Below are 18,502 nucleotides of genomic sequence, written 5' to 3'. Positions count from 1 at the left end.
CGGGATTACGGTTAATGATTAGATCCTAATACTACCGTTGCCCATTGGATCGATAACTTTATAAATCCTAAAATTTATCTAAACCCACTCAGTGTGATTGAAGCAGATACCGGGAAAGAGGAAAGGGAAGAGTTGAAGGAAGGTTGAAGCGAGTAGATTCGCTCAAGCGAGTAGATGCACAAGAGGATTGTTGTCACCTCAGTTGAAGTATTTGACACTTTATACTTCATCCTTTATACTTCATCCTTCATCCTTCATCCTTCATCCTTCATCCTTCATCCTTCATCCTTTCCCTTTGACAATGGACATACTAAGTTTAGAAACGATAGCCTGCACCCAATTGAACACTGACAGACTCACCTGAACTATTTTCGTAAGCGTTAAGACCTACCTTAGTATTACCGTAAACCAAAACATCCTTAGCAATTTGGCTTTCAGCACCCAAGCCAAGCACCCAAGCATCTTGATTACCTATGGGTGTATTGTCTCCGTCATCTTCCACAAAAGAGTAACCAACACTAGCAAAAACATTAGTATTTTTGGCTACGCCTAGGTCAAAAGAAACACTAGGAATAATCGCGGTATTATCATCATTGAAAATAACATCACCACGTAGAGAAACGGGAAGCTTTGAAGTTGTCAGACGAGTTGTAATATTACCACCAATATTTTGGTCATTCCCTTGTCCATCACTAGTTACACCGGCGGCCAGACCAACGCCAATGTAGCTAGCATCTGTACCTTTGACGCTGAGATCATCTGCTCCTGGATTAGCTGAAGCCATACTATTTCCTAGTAAAACGGGAGCAATTGTTGTAGCGGCCAAAGTAGAAATGGTGAAAATAGATTTCAGTAAACCTTGCATTGTTTATTTCCTCAAATTCGTTAATTTTTTGTTCCTTTCTCTACAAGTCGTTGGGAATAAACAAAAGGTTCCTCAGGTTCTAAAAAAAAATCTAAATACTTGAAAGCCTTGAGATGACTTGAATCTGGCTAATCCGGATATAACTATAAAAAATTTGGCTTAGTTTTAGACGGCTTAATTAGTTGATACTCTTTAAAAGAGAGTCGGTTGTATCAATTAATTGAATGTCTGTGTTTTCTTAGTGGACTGTTTAGCAGGTGTCACAGATTGTAAGCATTTAGCTATCAGCTATCAGTTATCAGCGATCAGCGATCAGCCCTCAGGGATCAGCCCTCAGGGATCAGGGATCAGGGATCAGCGATCAGGGATCAGCGATCAGCGATCAGCCCTCAGGGATCAGGGATCAGCGATCAGCCATTCCCATAGCGTGGCCATTCCCGTAGCGTGGCCAAAGGCCAAGGCTGACTGCTGACTGCTGATTGCTGATTGCTGAATGCTTACGTCTAATCTTGTTTGATACCAACCATGCTATATCCGGCAATGGTAGACAGAGGCACCTGGTAAAAATATTGACGTCGGAACTGTTCTTCCTCAATGGCAGCAAAAAATATTGCGTTCGCGCAGCGTGCGCGTAGCGCAATCGCATCATTCCCAGCAACATTCGTCCGCTCGCGTAGCGTGGCCAACGGCCAATCGGAAGACCACTCTTTTGGATGGCAGCTTATTTGTACCCCCGAGTCCTGGTAAGAAACCTCAAAACCAATCACTGATAGAGCATTCAGTCCTAACTCAACAGTGCGATCGCTTAAATCCAACTTCTCCTGCAATTGCACCAAAGTAGCCCATTGACCGGTGCGACTTAGGAACTTAGCAATTCCTAGCAACTTTTTCCAGGTGTCTTGGGCAGATAGTTGTTGAGGCCGTGGATATGCGATCGCTAATTGTCGTTCTGCCTGTATCGCTCTCCTACACCATACTTGTAACTCATCCCAACTCGTCGGACACTCATAAACCATTAGAGGACTTAAACCTTGCCGGTTAGGAGGTTGAAGGTTAGGAGGTTGAAGGTTAGGAGGTTGAAGGTTATCAGGTTGAAAGTTATCAGGTTGAAGGTTAGGAGGTTGAAGGTTAGGAGGTTGAAAGTTATCAGGTTGAAGGTTAGGAGGTTGAAGGTTAGGAGGTTGAAGGTTAGGAGGTTGAAAGTTATCAGGTTGAAGGTTAGTAGGTTGAAGGTTAGGAGGTTGAAGGTTAGTAGGTTGAAGGTTAGGAGGTTGAAGGTTAGTAGGTTGTTCGCGAACAACCTTCAACCTGCCAACATGTAACTCTTGAGAACATTCAACCTTCAACTTGCCAACATGTAACTCTTGAGAGCCAACACCCTTCAACCGGCCAACCTCTAACTCTTGTCCCCGCCAATCTAAAATCCAATCCAGCTGATTAGAGACCTGGAAACAAGATTGGAAAAAATCATTTTCTTGGCAAGGTTGCACAGCAACGAGGCGCACTTCTGGACGTTTTTCATAATTATTATAGTCTAATTCCACAACAGCATTACATCTAACTTTAGGGACTTCATCCTGATAATGTCCCCACCAAATTCCAGGAAAACCCATACTCGTAGAGTCATCCCAAATTTCAAATTTAGTTTTGATATACTGTACTTTTCGCCCTCTCAAATCCTTAGAGTTACGATTCAAAACCTGTTCAAACCAACAGTTTTTAATCAGCAATTTTGGCACAGGATTACCCATCCCACAAGGTTCCAGATGTTTCAATTCATCAAATAGTGCTTTCCCCAACTCAGCAACCTTAACCACCAAATCCGCTTCCATGGCTGGCATCATCAAAGCACCCGTCGTCCCTAGTTTTTGTGCCAACTGCTGGTTAATCGCTTCCCTAAATAAAGGAATATTATCCACTGGCAAACTCAACCCAGCCGCAAAAGGATGACCTCCGAAGCGATGCAACAAATGAGCTTGGGAATTGACTAATTCATAAAGATCAATATTATTAACAGAACGAGCCGAACCCCGTGCTATACTATAGGAGTGTTTATCCTCTAAACCTGCTTCTACCAGTTTGCTTTCTCTATCGCTACTTTCAGTACTTAATAAAACTGTACTTAACAAAATCGTCGGGCGTCCATATTCCTGAGCAATTTGACCTGCCACTAAGCCTAAAACACCAACTGGCCATTGGGGATCTTCTAGGACAATCACATTAGTAGTAGACAGATCAAGTTGGGCAAGTTTATCCTTAACTTGCTTAGTAATATCTTTTTGTAAAGACATACGGCGGGTATTAGCTAGTTCCGTCTCTAAAGCCAGTTGCTCACAACGTTTCTCATCCTTACTAGTCAGTAACTCAACACAAAATGAAGCATCCCCTTGAATCCGACTTACAGCATTAATTCTCGGGCCAAGTCCAAAAGAAATATCCGTCGGGCGATCGCCACTGCGTTTACACAACTGTAACAATCGCGCTATACCAGGACGAGAGCGAGTTTTCAGTTGCTGCTTCAGTTGTTCAATTCCCCGTTGTGCCAGGTAACGACAATCTCCAGATAATTCCACTAAATCCGCAATTAGACCAATTGCCACCAAATCCAGCAACCCCTCTAACCGTTGTTGGGGAATATTAGGTAAAACCTGATACATCGCTTCCACTAACTTATACGCCACCGCCACCCCAGACAAATGAAATAAAGGGTGAGTTTCAGCAAAATAGCGAGAATTGATCATAGAAACTACTGGCGGACGGTCATCTGGTAGAGTATGGTGGTCAGTGATAATCACATCCATTCCCAACTGGTGAGCATAATCAATTTCCCTCAGATTCGTGCTGCCAGTATCGCAGGTAACGATAAGTTTCACCCCAGAAGCGTTCAGTTGGTCAATTCCTGGACAATTCAAACCATGGGATTCCGTCAGGCGATTGGGAATGTAGTAACTTAGCTGTTGGTGCTGCCAGAAAAATTGTCCCAGTCCTTCCCATAGGACACTAGTAGCCGTGATTCCATCAGCATCAAAGTCCCCCCATATGGCAACCTTTGCCCCAGCCTCACGGGCTTGGAGTAGGCGTTTTACTGCCCATTTCATTTCCTGTCCAAAATCAAAAGGGCTGGTAGGTTGATACAAATCTGGGTTGAGGAAACCAGCTAGTTGTCTCTCCTCTCGTATTCCCCGTTGCCACAGCAGTTGAGCAGCATAATCTCCCGAATAGCCCTTAGTATGGGATTTGACAGCTTCGATGAACCACTGAGGAATTTCCGGTGGCGCTAGGACTTGCCATTGGGATTGGGACATGGATTGGGACATGGATTCTGACATGGATTCGGACATGAAGCTGATTTGCGATCGCTTATAGTTAGTCGAGTTAGTACAAGAATACTAACTTAATCAGAGCGACCCATAACCAACTTGATCTAGAACTCAGGAATCAGAATAAATTATTTCCCAGTTAATTAGTCATTAATCAGAGTTTGATCAGCAATTGCGGTTAATTCTGGATTATCACCATAAATTCTGGAGTCTTCTGATCACTTGCTGTAATTGAGTCTCCTGTCTCCTGTTTCCTCAAAAAAACAGCCAACTTCTGACATCGAACTGAGGTAGTAGAAGAATGGTGAAGAAGATATAAAAAAACCTGGGAGAAGAAAAATCTTCTGCCCAAGCAACACATAAAGGAAGAAAAATCATGGGGTAAGAAGAACTTTCTACCCAAACAAAAATCCCCCATCGTCTGTCCAGGACGATGGTCAATGAAGTGTAGTATACCACAAAAATGATTTTTTGACACCTCAAAAGTCTTTTTTGTCGGTTTTGTCTGTCCCAACAGCAAGCTATTGCGAATCCTCAACAGAGCCGAGTAACCCATCGGTCTCACCAGCACAATAGTTTCTCCACCCCAAGAGCAAGCTATTGCGAATCCTCAACAGAGCCGAGTAACCCATCAGTCTCACCAACACAATAGTTTCTCCACACGATGACAGTTCTTTCCATTACCAAAAATACCTATATGTCTTGATGCAGTGGCTACTTTCTTGCCTCTTGCCTTTCCCAAGCGCGACTATGTTTACATCTCTTATAAAAATCCTATAGATACTCCTTAAAAGGATGTGCCAATATGCCCAGTATCAGATCAATTTCCTTAATATAATAGTCATCCAAATCAATAAACACCAATTGATTCACCAACTTGAGAAACTTCCAATTCGTCCCAGTAGTCACAGCTCCATAGATAGCATCAATATCCTGATCCTGTTGTTGATTAAATCTCTGAGCCGCTACCATTTCCGCAATGCACTGTCCTAATCCCCCCTTAATATTTTCATTTTTTGCCTCTACTAGAGTGACAACTGGTGTCCGAATTTCATACATTTCCTTAGAAGCAGTAAGAAGATAATCACAGTATCCATTTAATCCACTTCCTTTATCGACATTAAACTCAGTGCCAGAAAAAAAACCGATTTTGAAATCAAGCAGACGGCGCACTTCCAGTAAAACCGGAGCAATAACTAACTCAGAACGAGCTTTTTCGGTATTTATAGCATTCGTGATCGGCAAATTTTCTTTAAGCGTCGTTTTCAAGTGATCACTGGGCTCGATAGGAGCAATATCATTAAATATAGTATTCCCCTCATCAACAATGAGATTAAACGTCGTTTCGACTTTGTAGATGGTTGTAAAATCACTATATGCCATGATCTTTATTTATCATGTCTCCTATAGCCATTCTAAATCAAGGAAATATAAATTCATCCTTCATCCTTCATAAAAAATCGGTCAAGTCTTGGTTAACCCCAATCATTGACCGAATAAATTAACAAAAATTCCACCAGTACAGCTTAGCTGTATCTACATCCACCAGTGGTGGACACAGAAATATTACACTTTACTGATTATCCCCCATTCTAGCCAAGGATTCAATCCCTGGCAAATTGCTATCTTAATCGAGTAGCAGATATCGAATCAACATACTGATCACCTCACCACAATTTCCAGTAGGTTGGGGTGTACTCCATTCATTCAGCGACCCGTAACCCAGGGAATAAAGTGTGTAAATTATCACCGGAACTGCGCTCGCAGAACCAATCAGTATATATTTGATTTGCTGCCGTACTGTACCTGTATTGCTAGGAATTTTATCAAGCATAATCTTGTTAAGATTTTCGTCAATCTGGATCAGTCAAGAACGTTGGCAAACATTAACAGATGAACAGCTAGTAACTTTTCCCAATATTTGTCCTGATTTTGTAGTGGAGTTACGATCTAGTTCAGATACTCTTAAATCTTGGCAAGATAAGATGGTTGAGTATATCGAAAATGGTGCTAATTTAGGCTGGTTAATCAATCCCCAACAACGCCAAGTTGAAGTTTATCGACGGGGTTTAACAGTAGAAATATTAGATAATCCTGTTGAGTTGTCTGGTCAGGAGGTTTTACCAGGTTTTTTCTTGGATTTGCATCGGATTTGGGATTGACCAATACCTAAAAGGCTAATGGAAAAGCCGATGCAAGGATTAATTACACAAGCCCCTGAAAATTATCCCCATCTCCCCATCTCCCCACACCTCCCACACCTCCCCATCTCCCCACACCTCCCACACCTCCCCATTTTCCCACACTTTCCACATTTTCCACAGTTTCCACATTTTTCACACCTCCCCATTCCCCCACACTTTCCACAGTTTCCACACTTTCCACACTTTACCCATCTAACCGATACTGCCATCGCTTAGATCCGTTAACTATTTTTTGCCCTCGAAGCTATTTTCCTAGCACCGTGCTATTGACTTTATTCAGTTAATATGCGTGCCAGATGACTTGTGCAGTTTCTTCGATAGGCTAAAGGGAACCATAAATCTGTGAGGACTGGGGTATGACTCAAGAATTAATCGATCTCAGAATAAGTATCCTAGAGGGACGCTACGCAGATGCCTTAGCAATTGTAGATGAGTTGGAACAGATGACTAAACGCGCAACTCTGCATCAGATTGAATCCTATTTAAACAAGGCATTGATTAACTTGATTAAAAACCAAGTAGAGGAGCGTTTGGCAAATTCTTGGGCAGCTTCAATTCGTGATTTCATTCGGGAAATCCAAAAACTGAATCTCAAAGATAACCAAAAATCCTATACTATCAATGCTGATCAATGGCAGTCATTGATTGACAATGAACTGGAGGCAGCAATTTCCACGGCGAGTGTGGAGGTTCTCAATGGTGCCTATACTCCAGCTCAACTTTCAAAACTAGTAGATAGAGCTCAGCTCAGGCAAACAACTCAAGATTTGCTGGCTTTGACATACCTCCATTCAAAAAAGGATTTACCTTTATTTATTAATGACTATTTAACTCAATTACCAGGAGGTTCTTATTGGAACCAAGATATACAACGATAAATCGAGTTATTCACAATCGACAATACCTATGACTTCCCTTCCTTTCTTGATGCAGTCGCTCATGGTTTTGGTTCTGTGTGAGGAACCTGCGTCCGCACCTTCTCAGCCCCGTGGAAACCACGGCAGTCGCTCATGGTTTGAAGTTACCGTAAGACAGGGGAGCCTTAATCAATAAGTTTTAACCCTTTTTTGCATAACCTACCAACCATAAAGGCTCCCCTGTCTAAGGTTTCGTCTCCGGGGGGGACCACGGCAGTCGCTCATGGGGGAAACCCCCGCATGAAGGCGCTGCCTCCCCAAGACCGCGCTGCCTCCCCAAGACCGCTTAGGTGCCCTTGACCCGTAATTTAATTCGCCACGGGTCGCACCTCTGCATCGCTACACCAACAAGTTACAAGGGTTTGATCTGGTTGGTGATCACTACAAACCCGCAGTGCTAAATCAGGGCAGGTTACTGATGCCGGAGTTGGGATTAAGTTTAGGTTTGTGGCGTGGCAGTTTTCGCGATATCCCTCGATTATGGTTACGCTGGATAACCCTTAAGGGGAATTTGATTCCTCTAGCAAGCGAGGAGTTGGCACAAGCTAAGCAACGAGCAGAACGTTTGGCGGCGCGACTGCGTGAGTTAGGTATTAATCTAGACCAATTGGATTAAGTTGCTGTCTTAATGCAGTCGCGAATCGGAGAAACCCCTACAGGTCGGCGCTGCATTGCTGTTAAGGATTTGTGCGAACGCGCCCCGCGTGGCCTACGGCCAATCGCATTTTCACAACAATCACTGCATCAATGGCCAGTACTTTTAGTTCAGATGAGGATTCACCTGTCAAAACTACCCAGAGAATTGTCTTACAAAACGTCAGTTGGCAGACGTACAAGGCGCTATTGGCAGACTTAGGAGATCATCGAGCCTCGCGTCTTGCCTATGCTCAAGGAATGCTAGAAATCACGATGCCCTCAGATCGCCATGAGACATACAAGCAGCTGCTAGAACGGATGGTGAATACCTTAACCGAAGAACTTAATCTTCGGGTCAAAGGGTTTGCTTCTACAACCCTGAATCGGGAGGATTTAGAGCATGGTGCAGAACCTGACTCTTGCTACTACATCGGCAATGTTGACTGTATTCAAGGCAGGACAGTAGATTTAGCCAATGATCCTCCACCAGACTTGGTGATTGAAGTCGATATTACCAGTTCATCCAGTCGGCGATTTGGGATTTACAAGCAGATAGGAGTGCCTGAAGTTTGGCGTTATATAGGACAAACTGTAGAAATTTACCGGCTGCAAAATGGAGAATATGTTCGTTGTCAGGACAATTTCACCTTTGAGATTCTCTCTGTAGAGATTATCAATCAGTTTTTGCAGCAGGCAGAAACCCAGGATGACACTACCATGATTTTAGCTTGGCGTAAATGGGTGAGGGAAAATCTACCAGAAGATTAACGTTGCGGCTTAAGTATTTGCTTTTAAGGCATTGCTGAATAGAGTATTCAGCAACGCCTTAATGAGGATTATTAAGGCGTTGCAACCTAAACTTATCCTGGAATTTATACAGACTGAGATTTCTAGCTTAGATTAGGGACTTGCGTCTAAAAAAAATCCCCATTAAAGTAGGGTGGGCCAAGTAATCTAATCTAGAATACTCAAAAAAACAAACTGTTTTTGCCCACCCTACAAGCTGATATTTCTAGCTTAGATTACAAGAGCCATACTAGTTATTAAGATAAAGCACGATTAGCGCGCTCTGGCTCATGGCGTAATCAACCGTTGGTGGAGATCAAGACTCTTTGTCCCATTCAACATCTTCTTTCTTTGCCTCGGTAACAGCACGTTCTAGAAGGTAAGCAGCAAGGTTCGATAGAGGGCGTCCATCGTAATCAGCCCATCGCTGTAAATCGTCTGCAATCCGGTCTGGTAAGGTTACTTGTATACGTTTGCTCATAATCTCTATTATAAGTTCAACTGTTATTTGATGTCAAAATTTACCTGATTTGTACTTAAAATGTATTTTTTGATACATAAAAGTATAATATTGATGTAATTACCAGCAAGTTTCCTATGGTAGAAACAGTTAGAGAAAAAAGCGATCAGCCTCCTACCTATCAGCAAGCCTTAGACGAATTCGGCATCACACAACTGTTGTCCCATTTGAAGCACTACGGCGATGCCGACTTCAATGCAGAGTCAATGGATATAGAAGAACCAGAACTAAAAACTCTAGCTACCGTCCTCATCCAGCACCTAACTCAGAATCTGACCGGAAAACTGATAGCCAGTTATTTAAATACCATCCGCGAGGTCGAATCAGATATAGTGTTTGACCCCATTAAAACAGAAATCGCGCCACCATCAATAGACCCCCCAGCTACTTGGAACCCTAAAGCAACACCCCGTTATCAAACAGGCTCACCCATTAGGTGGCGACCTCTAAACGGTCAAATGGACTGGGGTGTTGTGATTGGATTCTTCTACGCCTACGCCAGGCATCAATGCCAATGGGCAATTTGCTACCTGATCTGGCTTGACAAAGACTCCCCTAGTGCAGCTTGGATCGTTGCTGACACCGCTTGGGAAGAAGACATTGAACCTCGGCATCCTAAGCGTACGGTAACAACCAACTATCAAGATTCCTATTCTTGGACTTGCACTGAGGCTCTTGGCCCTAGAAATTATTTGAAATCCCCCAATGTGCTACGAACTCCCTCTGGGAGATACCGTTTCGATGATCAATATAGAACCCCTCCCCGGACTCTAACTCAACGAGAGCAAGATCTAATTGAACTCTACAGCAACTGCCAACTGGGTATGACTCCTAGACAATTCTATCATAAATGGGATGTGAATTACGAACAAATCGCTAGTATCTGCTCTCGCTCAACTGCCACCGTTCAGCGCTGGTTTTCCAGCGGTCACAACTATCGCCGCCCCCAGCCAATTGATTTGCGCCATCTTGCCCTGATGGATTTTCTCTTGGAGCATTTTGAGGAGATTCCCCAGGTAATTAGGAATTTGCTATGTCCTGATCATCAACAGCAAATTGGGGATGGGTAATGGGTAATGGCTAACAGATATAGCAGAAGTCAGAAGTCAGAAGTCAGAAGTCAGAAGTCAAACTCTTGCGCTTCTTGATGCAGTCGCTCATGGGGGAAACCCCCAAGACCGCGCTGCATCGCTTACAAAGGGTGTGAGACTTTTGTCATGTCCTAACTGCCCTGTCAGCCATGCAAAGCGCGAGTGGGGGAAACCACGCCAGTTGCTCATGGGGGGAACCCCCAAGACCGCACTGGCTCCCCAAGACCGCGCTGCATCGCTGGCGACTGCTATAACAAAAGTTTTTTTATTAAAATCGGCAATTTGGCAACACAGCATTCTACTGTAGCTGCTTTTATAGATAGGGTGCAACATTTAACCTGTACAAACCTACTCACAAGCAGATAGGACGATGGTATAGCATTAGTTAAAACTAATGGTTGTTGCCGACAAAGCAATGCCAAAAGCATTGCGCTAATTTTATTAATGGAGGCTCTGCTGCCTACTCTCAAACCGCACTGTAACTTCACTCAGTCCATTATTTTACGTCGCTTAACTTACGACCAGCTGTTTTAGCTTTTAGTTCTTCGTTGGGCGGTAGTGTTCCGAAGTTAAACAAGTTACTAACTTATTTGATTATAAAACAGTGGATAATGTTTGACAAGGTTTAGAGAGCTATAAGGCCAATAGTTGCACCTCGGAGGGTTGGACATCTATACAAGCATATCAACTGCAAGCAGACTATTTAGGTGATCTAACCGTGGTCAGATCACCCTAGAAAGTAGAGGCGCTAAAAGCACTGTCTTGAAGTGTTCAACTGCTTAAGGTTCTAAGTAAGAATTCAGGTCATTGGAATCAGGGAAGGATAAGAAACCTTTGTTGGGGAAACGGTAGCCTCAAGAGCTTGTCGGAAAAATTCCACAGCCGAACGACCCTGGACACGGCAGGTTTGGATGACGCTGAGTAAATCCGCTGTTTCCCGAAACCGTTCCATGGAACGGGAGAGGCGCTCCACTAGAGACAATCAAACGGTATGTGCAAAATCAAAAAGAGGTTTAGGGAATAAATTCCTGTTCGGGCTAACCCCATGGATAGAATCCAGGGGCTTGCGCCCTCAGGATTTTCGGTCACAACAACTTATCAGGTGTAATTGGTAAATCACGGATACGTTTACCTGTAGCATGGTAAATAGCATTAGCGATCGCAGCCGATACTCCTGTAATCCCAATTTCACCCACACCCCGCACCCCTGCGGGATTGAAGTTATAGTCGGGTTCCCCCACAAATGTCACCTGAATCCGGGGAATATCTGCATGACTGGGATAATGATAGGTAGCCAGGTCGTAAACCACAGGATAGCCAATATTGGGGTCGAAATCACAGGCTTCCATCAAGGCGTGCCCAATACCCATAATTACAGCACCTCGTATCTGAGACGCTGCAGTTTTGGCATTCATTATTCGCCCAATATTCATCACAGACACCCAACGGTTGACGCGCAAGCGGGCAATGTCTTCATCTACGCTGACTTCACAAAAATGTGCCCCCCAGGATTGGAATGCCCATTTCTTCCCCTCTTCACCGGCTGCAGAAGAGGCTGTCGCTTCAAAAGCAGCTTGTCCCGACTGATGCAGGGTGGCAAAGGCTTCTTGGGCTGTTTTCGCTTTAGCTGTCTGTAAAACCTCTTCACAAGCCGCCATCACTGCTGGTACAAGGGTTGCTGTCATTTGGGAACCACCCGCCATCCCACCATTTGGCAGTAAGGAGTCTCCCATCTCCACCTGTACCTGTTCTACAGCTAGCCCCAATACCTCGGCTGCTGTACCTGCAACAATGGTATATGCACCAGTACCCATGTCATTACCACTAGTGAGGATATGGGCAGTACCATCGGCTAACAACCGCACTGTGACTGTGGCTGAACTCCGTAAAGCGGGGAAGGTTGATGCCGCCATGCCCCAACCAATCAGCTTACCATCACGGGTGAGGGAACGCACCTGTTTTGGTCTATCTTGCCACCCAAATTGTTCCGCACCCAGCCGCAAACATTCCCCGAAATCCTTAGCAGAGAAAGGTAAACCCCGGCGCTGGTGTTCCTTAGTTTCATTTTTTAACCGCAGTTCCACTGGGTCGATTTTTAACTCCCACGCCAATTCATCCATGGCTGATTCTAGTGCCCATAACCCCGGATTTTCCCCTGGGGCACGCATGAATGTGGGTGTCCCAACGTTCATCACCGCCAATTCCTGACGGGTTCGCAGATTGGGTGCAGCATACATAGCTGGTGTAATGCCTGTACAAGGTTCGGTAAAAATCTCAACTGGTGAGGTACAGGATTTAACCCCATGGTCGATCGCCATCAAGCTACCATCAGCATTTGCCCCTAAACGAATCGTTTGTTCCGTTTCAGACCGGTGTCCGGCGTTGGCGGTCATTTGCCGACGGCTGAGAACAACTTTCAGGGGACGTTGCAGTTGACGGGCAGCTGCTGCACCAATAATGGCATGGGGACAAGGGAAGGCTTTAGAACCAAAACCCCCACCAATAAAAGGTGTGATAATACGGACTTTTTCCGGGGGAAGTCCAAACAGCTCGGCATAGGTACGCTGACTACCGATTACCCACTGGGATGGTTCGTAGACAGTCAGGGTGTCTGGATCTTGCCAGTGAGCAATGATAGCATGGGGTTCCATCGGTGCGTGTAGTTCGCTGGAAGTTGTGTAAGTAGCTGTAATCTCGGCTCCTACACCTGCCATGGCACTGGCAAAGTCCGCAGCAGCAAAATTCCCCTTCTCAAACGTCATCTGTTGCCCAAGCATGGGTGGAGCTTCGTTAAAGGTAGCTTTGCTGGTTTCTACAATTGGTTCTTGGGTGACGTATTCTACCTTAACTAAATGGGCAGCGTGACGTGCCCGTTCAAAGGTATCTGCGACTACCAAACCAACAATTTGCCCTGCGTAGTAAATTTGGTCATCTGATAAAGGTAGTCGTGCCTCGTAGATTTTTGAGGTTAAAAAATCGTTAGCTGGTTTAGATACGGTCGGCGGGTTTTTATGAGTGAAAACCGCAATTACCCCTGGTGCTGTTGCTGCTGCTTGGGTATCAATACTTTTAATCTGCCCATGAGCAATATTAGCAGTCACCAGATAACCATGAACTAAACCAGGAATTTGATGTTCAGCAGCGTAGGTTGCTGTCCCTGTGACCTTTGCTCGTCCATCCTTGCGGTTAATATTAGTACCAGTTACTTGATTCATGCTACCCCTCCTCCTTGAGCAGAAACCGTAAGGGCGCGACGAATCGCCCGCTTTGCCAGTTCAACTTTATAACCGTTGTGAGTTAAAGGTTTGGCTAAGTTCAAGGCAATTTCTGCAGCCTCGGTAAATGTTGCTACATCCGCAGACTTACCAATCAAAAACTCTTCTGCTGCTGTTGCTCGCCAAGGCTTGTGTGCTACCCCACCCATTGCCAAGCGTGCAGCTTGGATTTGCTCCCCTTGCAAGTTTACCGCCGCCGCCACAGAAATTAAAGCAAAGGAATAGGAAGCGCGATCGCGTATTTTCAAATAAACCCCAGATTTCCCAAAGGATAAGGTCGGCAGAATCACAGCCGTAATTAACTCCCCTGGTTCTAAATTGGTGTCTTGCTGGGGTGTATTTCCCGGTAGAAGGTGGAAATCTGTAAACGGTATCTGCCTTTGCCCTTGGGCACTTGTTACTTCCACCACCGCATCCAATGCAGCTAGGGCAACACACATATCTGACGGGTGGACTGCTACACACTGCTCGCTGGCCCCAAGGATGGCGTGACTACGGTTAATTCCCGTAATTGCGGGGCAGCCTGTCCCTGGTTGCCGTTTATTACAAGGAAAGGCGGTATCGTAATAATAGGGACAACGGGTACGTTGCAGCAGGTTTCCCCCAACTGTAGCCATGTTGCGAATTTGCTGAGATGCGCCAGATAGAATTGCCCTAGCTAACATGGGATAGTTGCGGCGAATATCACTATTGTCTGCCACTGCAGTATTACTAACTAGCGCTCCCAGACGCAGACTACCATCAGCCATCGGTTCAATGTTCTGCATCTGTAACCGAGAGATATCAATCAGTTGCGATGGCTGATCTAAGAATACTTTCAGACGGTCAACTAAATTCGTTCCACCAGCAATAAACATGGAGTTTTGGTCAGCAACTGCCTGGTTTACTGCATCTGACCAGGAGGTGGCACGGGTATAGGTGAAGTTATTCATGATGCTTAGTTATTTCCAGATTCACTAACCATAACCGCTGCCACAGGAGAAGGTGGTTTTTGTCCAATTACCTGCTGTACGGCTGCCACAATACCATTGTAAGCACTGCATCGGCAGAGATTCCCACTCAGTCGTTCCTTAATTTCCGCCTCGGAGAGTTCAGCTAGTTGCGGAGGACTATGCAAATCTGGTGTCACCGCGCTAACACAACCCCGTTTAACTTCCTCCAAAAGAGCCACAGAAGCGCAAATTTGCCCTGGGGTACAATAGCCGCATTGGAAGCCATCATTGTTAATAAATGCCTCCTGCACAGGATGGAGAGTATCCCCTGTTGCCAAGCCTTCAATGGTAACAATCTCCTTACCTTCTTGCATGGCTGCCAAAGCGAGACAGGAATAAACTCGCTGATCATCAATTAAAACAGTACAGGCTCCACATTGTCCATGATCGCACCCCTTTTTACTCCCGACTAATCCCAAATATTCACGCAGAGCATCTAGGAGTGTTACACGGGGTTCAATGGTGAGGATGTGCTGTTCACCATTAATCGTAAGAGTGACATTCATTTGGGCTTCGCTTCCTTATACAGTACTCTGACAGAGTCGCTATAAAAATCAAATTCTACCATCATTACTCCCGCAATCTTGCAGAAAAATCCCATAGCGGGACTTAAACAGAAATCAAGATAGAAATCCAGTCTAATATCACTCCCTTTGGGAATTTTTGCGCGAATTTATTCAGGTGCGACCCGTAGCGAATTAAATTTTTAATGGTAAGAGCGCACCTACTAATTTCAAAAGCGATGCAGCAATGGAAAAGGAGGTTTTACCCACTCGAGCTTTTCCTCAAAACAGTGAGATGCACCCGCTGTGTTGGGAGCATCTCATTTTGGCAAATATATCGTTTTATGATGTGGGCGGTAGAATCACCATGATACAGCTATTTGCGGTATGTTTCTTCCAAAGTGGGATGCTCCTGATTTGTTTGGGGCTAATTTTTGTTTAAGTCCCGCTAATCAGTAACAGGAAGTACTTAGTAATTGGTAACCCCAAGAATAGGTTGAGGATTGGTATTAGGTAACTGTGGCGGTGTGAAGGTACCAGAATATAGAGGTGTTTCTTCTTGAACAATGACTGGTAAGGATTGGCGCATTTGAGCAGCAACCGCTACAGTTTTTACATCATAGGTTTGAGTGACTAGCTTCGGATAAAGACCGATGCCAATAATAGGGATTAACAGACAAGCGGTAACGAAAATTTCGCGAGGCTTGGCATCCCCTAGGTATTTCTCAATAATTATGCCAGAGTTATATTTACCGAAAAATACCTGTCTGAGCAGTGAAAGCAGATAAATCGGAGTTAGGATTAATCCCACTGCGGCTAATAGAACGATGACGACTTTGAAAGATGAGCTGTAAACACTGCTAGTGGTGACTCCAAGAAAGACTGACAACTCACCCACAAAACCACTCATTCCTGGTAAGGCTAGGGATGCCATGGAACCAGCAGTGAAAAGGGCAAATGCTTTGGGCATTTCTTGCGCCATTCCTCCCATTTTTGCCATCGCTAGCGTATGAGTACGCTCGTAGGTGACACCAGATAGGAAGAATAAGGCAGCAGCGATTAACCCATGGGAAAGCATTTGTAAGATAGCTCCATTCATTCCTAATTCAGTGAACGAAGCAATGCCAATCAACACAAAACCCATGTGGGAAATTGACGAGTAAGCTAGTCGTCGTTTGAGATTGTCTTGGCTAAAGGCAAGCAAAGCACCGTAGATAATATTGACCACACCTAATACTGCTAGCACTGGTGCGAAGTAAGTATGGGCATGAGGAAGCATTTCTAGATTCATGCGCATCAGTCCATACCCACCCATTTTCAATAAGACCCCAGCTAATATCATCGACACTGGAGCAGAAGCTTGGCTGTGTGCATCTGGTAACCAGGTATGTAGCGGAAAAATCGGCAACTTGACGCCATAGGCAATTAAGAAACCCGCATAAGCTACTAGTTCCAAAGCTATCGGGTAATTCCGATTCCCTAGGGTTTGCATGTCAAAGGTCACTGTATCTCCAGCAAACGCCATCACTAGCGCGGCGACCAGGATAAAAACTGAACCTGCTGCTGTGTAAAGAATAAACTTGGTTGCGGCGTAGAAGCGTTGTTTTCCTCCCCATATAGAAATGAGCAAGTACACTGGCAGCAACTCTAATTCCCACATTAGGAAAAACAACACTAAATCTTGAGCTGCAAACACCCCGATCTGGGCGCTATACATGAACAGCATCAAGAAGTAAAACAGACGCGGTTTATGGTTAATCTTCCAAGCCGCAACAATAGCTAAGGTAGTGACTAAGCCACTTAACACAATCAGAGGCATCGATAAGCCATCGACTGCTACAGACCAACTAATGCCAAGCTGGGGTATCCACGTATAACTTTCCCTGAGCTGAAATTCGGAGTTTCGGAAATCGTAATGATGCCAAAACCCATACAAGATTAGGACAAAATCTAGAACGGCTACACCTAGGGCATACCAACGAATCATCCTCAGCCACTTGCTGGGAATGATCGGAATCACCAAAGACGCCACTAGGGGCAGCAGAATAATAGTCGTTATCCAAGGGAAATTCACGGGGACCATAGCTAAGAATAAATACCTATTGCCACATGATTTCAGTATATTAAGTAAAGTAAAGAATTGCAAAGGGTATTTGCCAAAAAAACAAAAAAAAAAATTTTTGGTAACAATGGCTACCAAAAAAATAAAGAATTGTTAAGATTTTAGGTTAAGGTGGGTCAAACCCAGAACTCTTATGCTAAATGGTAAGAGGTTTGGGGTAATCAGAAGCAATTACCAACTATAACCAGCTGAGGGTCATACCATGGGATGTGGTATTAGCTACTTAATTCCAGAGCAATCTTGGTGCCTTGGCAATCTAGAGAAAGCGATCGCACTTGAGCCTCAATCCCGGCATCAGTCCAAGCTACCGCCATTGCCTCCTGAACCGCTGGTGCTTTGGACTCACTCACCAAAGCCAACAAAGTAGGACCTGCCCCACTAATCACCATGCCATAGGCTCCAGCATCCAAAGCTGCCGCCTCCACAGCGTCATAACCAGGAATCAGCTTTTGGCGATAAGGCTGATGTATCCGGTCTTGCAAACCGACCCGTAACCAATCCCCCTTACCAGACTCCAAACCCCGCAACAACAACCCCAAACTGGCCACATTCAAAACTGCATCAGCACGGCTGTAGCTATCAGGCAACACCTGCCGTGCCTCCTGTGTTGAAAGCTCGAAATCTGGAATTGCCACCACTGGCACTAGATCAGAAGACCAAGGAACATCACAAATTACCCAATCCTGTTCTTTTTTTTGGGGTGTTTGGGGTTTCATCACCAAACCTCGACCGGTCAAACGACATCCCCCCAAAAGCGCTGGGACCACATTATCAGGATGCCCCTCAATTGCGATCGCTAACTCCATTACCTCCTGCTGAGAAAGAGGTTTACCCGCTAACTGATTTGCAGCAATCAATCCTCCAACAATCGCTGTGGCCGAACTCCCCAATCCTCGTGCCAAAGGCACCCCCAAATCAATCTCTAGGTGTACCGGAGGCGGAGTTTTTCCCAGACGATCATATAACGTTGCAAATGCTCGATAGACAAGATTACTCTCATCTCTACTAACCTTGTTGGCTTCCACACCAGTAACGTCAATCTTAAGCTTGACTGATCCAAAATTTACCGATTCCAGGCGAGTGACTTTAAACTGGTTATACACAGTTAACGCTGCGCCTATGCAATCGAAACCTGGTCCTAGATTAGCGGTAGTGCCGGGCACAATAACCCTGACCGTAGAAACAACAGACATTTGACAATATTCTGAAATAAATAATCTTGCCGTAAAAATTGCTCTCCTGTCTACCGGGTTTGGTACATTTATTTACAG

Annotated in this window: 16 protein-coding genes and 2 pseudogenes; 5 read left to right on the top strand and 13 right to left on the bottom strand. The window is 44.8% G+C overall.

What is annotated here, in order from left to right:
• Positions 1 to 316: 316 nt before the first annotated feature.
• The 4 genes from F6K63_RS08880 to F6K63_RS08865 form a co-directional block, all read right to left on the bottom strand.
• Positions 317 to 865: an outer membrane beta-barrel protein gene (locus F6K63_RS08880; RefSeq protein ID WP_008185975.1), complete on the bottom strand. Its 549-nt coding sequence runs from the start codon at positions 863 to 865 to the stop codon at positions 317 to 319.
• Positions 866 to 1,368: 503 nt separating this feature from the next.
• Positions 1,369 to 4,170, bottom strand: coding sequence for a single-stranded-DNA-specific exonuclease RecJ (gene recJ, locus F6K63_RS08875; RefSeq protein ID WP_008185979.1), 2,802 nt, complete (start codon positions 4,168 to 4,170; stop codon positions 1,369 to 1,371).
• A gap of 193 nt (positions 4,171 to 4,363) precedes the next feature.
• Complete coding sequence (locus F6K63_RS08870) at positions 4,364 to 4,756, bottom strand: hypothetical protein (RefSeq protein WP_165691844.1); 393 nt, start codon at positions 4,754 to 4,756, stop codon at positions 4,364 to 4,366.
• 203 nt (positions 4,757 to 4,959) lie between these two features.
• Positions 4,960 to 5,568 carry a hypothetical protein gene (locus tag F6K63_RS08865; RefSeq protein WP_008185981.1) on the bottom strand — a complete coding sequence of 203 codons (609 nt, stop codon included), beginning with the start codon at positions 5,566 to 5,568 and terminating at the stop codon, positions 4,960 to 4,962.
• Between the two features lie 476 nt (positions 5,569 to 6,044).
• Between F6K63_RS08865 and F6K63_RS08860 the strand changes: the two are divergent.
• Positions 6,045 to 6,347: pseudogene (locus F6K63_RS08860) on the top strand (Uma2 family endonuclease); the annotation flags it as partial.
• A 43-nt stretch (positions 6,348 to 6,390) separates the two neighbouring features.
• Here the strand turns inward: F6K63_RS08860 and F6K63_RS08855 are convergent.
• Positions 6,391 to 6,570 carry a hypothetical protein gene (locus tag F6K63_RS08855; RefSeq protein ID WP_287311756.1) on the bottom strand — a complete coding sequence of 60 codons (180 nt, stop codon included), beginning with the start codon at positions 6,568 to 6,570 and terminating at the stop codon, positions 6,391 to 6,393.
• A gap of 175 nt (positions 6,571 to 6,745) precedes the next feature.
• Here F6K63_RS08855 and F6K63_RS08850 point away from each other — a divergent pair, with 175 nt between their 5' ends.
• The 3 genes from F6K63_RS08850 to F6K63_RS08840 all read left to right on the top strand — a co-directional run bounded on the left by F6K63_RS08850 (position 6,746) and on the right by F6K63_RS08840 (position 8,710).
• A complete protein-coding gene (locus F6K63_RS08850; protein WP_008185992.1) occupies positions 6,746 to 7,267 on the top strand; it encodes a DUF29 family protein in 522 nt (173 codons plus the stop codon).
• A gap of 433 nt (positions 7,268 to 7,700) precedes the next feature.
• Complete coding sequence (locus tag F6K63_RS08845; protein WP_131827088.1) at positions 7,701 to 7,922, top strand: hypothetical protein; 222 nt, start codon at positions 7,701 to 7,703, stop codon at positions 7,920 to 7,922.
• A 131-nt stretch (positions 7,923 to 8,053) separates the two neighbouring features.
• Positions 8,054 to 8,710 carry a Uma2 family endonuclease gene (locus F6K63_RS08840; RefSeq protein WP_008185996.1) on the top strand — a complete coding sequence of 219 codons (657 nt, stop codon included), beginning with the start codon at positions 8,054 to 8,056 and terminating at the stop codon, positions 8,708 to 8,710.
• Positions 8,711 to 9,044: 334 nt separating this feature from the next.
• Here the strand turns inward: F6K63_RS08840 and F6K63_RS08835 are convergent, their stop codons facing one another.
• Entirely contained in the window at positions 9,045 to 9,209 is a 165-nt protein-coding gene (locus F6K63_RS08835; protein WP_008185997.1) for a ribbon-helix-helix domain-containing protein, read from the bottom strand.
• Positions 9,210 to 9,325: 116 nt separating this feature from the next.
• On the opposite strand from F6K63_RS08835, the gene F6K63_RS08830 reads away from it, so the two are divergent.
• Positions 9,326 to 10,318 (top strand): hypothetical protein, encoded by a 993-nt coding sequence (locus tag F6K63_RS08830; RefSeq protein WP_008185998.1) that lies wholly within the window; start codon positions 9,326 to 9,328, stop codon positions 10,316 to 10,318.
• A gap of 87 nt (positions 10,319 to 10,405) precedes the next feature.
• Here the strand turns inward: F6K63_RS08830 and F6K63_RS08825 are convergent, their stop codons facing one another.
• The 7 genes and pseudogenes from F6K63_RS08825 to thrB all read right to left on the bottom strand — a co-directional run bounded on the left by F6K63_RS08825 (position 10,406) and on the right by thrB (position 18,424).
• The gene (locus F6K63_RS08825; protein ID WP_287311754.1) at positions 10,406 to 10,636 is read right to left on the bottom strand and encodes a hypothetical protein; all 231 of its coding nucleotides are present in this window, start codon (positions 10,634 to 10,636) and stop codon (positions 10,406 to 10,408) included.
• Positions 10,637 to 11,138: 502 nt separating this feature from the next.
• A pseudogene (locus tag F6K63_RS08820) lies at positions 11,139 to 11,300 on the bottom strand (IS66 family transposase); the annotation flags it as partial.
• Between the two features lie 124 nt (positions 11,301 to 11,424).
• Positions 11,425 to 13,554, bottom strand: coding sequence for a xanthine dehydrogenase family protein molybdopterin-binding subunit (locus F6K63_RS08815; protein WP_287311753.1), 2,130 nt, complete (start codon positions 13,552 to 13,554; stop codon positions 11,425 to 11,427).
• Positions 13,551 to 14,546, bottom strand: a complete 996-nt coding sequence (locus F6K63_RS08810; RefSeq protein WP_287311751.1) for an FAD binding domain-containing protein — start codon at positions 14,544 to 14,546, stop codon at positions 13,551 to 13,553. The genes F6K63_RS08815 and F6K63_RS08810 overlap by 4 nt, the downstream gene beginning before the upstream one ends.
• Before the next feature lie 5 nt (positions 14,547 to 14,551).
• Positions 14,552 to 15,112 (bottom strand): 2Fe-2S iron-sulfur cluster-binding protein, encoded by a 561-nt coding sequence (locus F6K63_RS08805; RefSeq protein ID WP_287311749.1) that lies wholly within the window; start codon positions 15,110 to 15,112, stop codon positions 14,552 to 14,554.
• A 466-nt stretch (positions 15,113 to 15,578) separates the two neighbouring features.
• Positions 15,579 to 17,192 carry an NAD(P)H-quinone oxidoreductase subunit 4 gene (locus F6K63_RS08800; RefSeq protein ID WP_287311747.1) on the bottom strand — a complete coding sequence of 538 codons (1,614 nt, stop codon included), beginning with the start codon at positions 17,190 to 17,192 and terminating at the stop codon, positions 15,579 to 15,581.
• 254 nt (positions 17,193 to 17,446) lie between these two features.
• Entirely contained in the window at positions 17,447 to 18,424 is a 978-nt protein-coding gene (thrB, locus tag F6K63_RS08795; protein WP_287311746.1) for a homoserine kinase, read from the bottom strand.
• Between the last annotated feature and the right edge of the window lie 78 nt (positions 18,425 to 18,502).

It is taken from the genome of Moorena sp. SIO1G6, from assembly GCF_010672795.1.
Taxonomy (GTDB): Bacteria; Cyanobacteriota; Cyanobacteriia; order Cyanobacteriales; family Coleofasciculaceae; genus Moorena; species Moorena producens.
The sequence above is the reverse complement of the archived record's forward strand: the minus strand, read 5'-3'. Positions and strand labels throughout refer to the sequence as shown.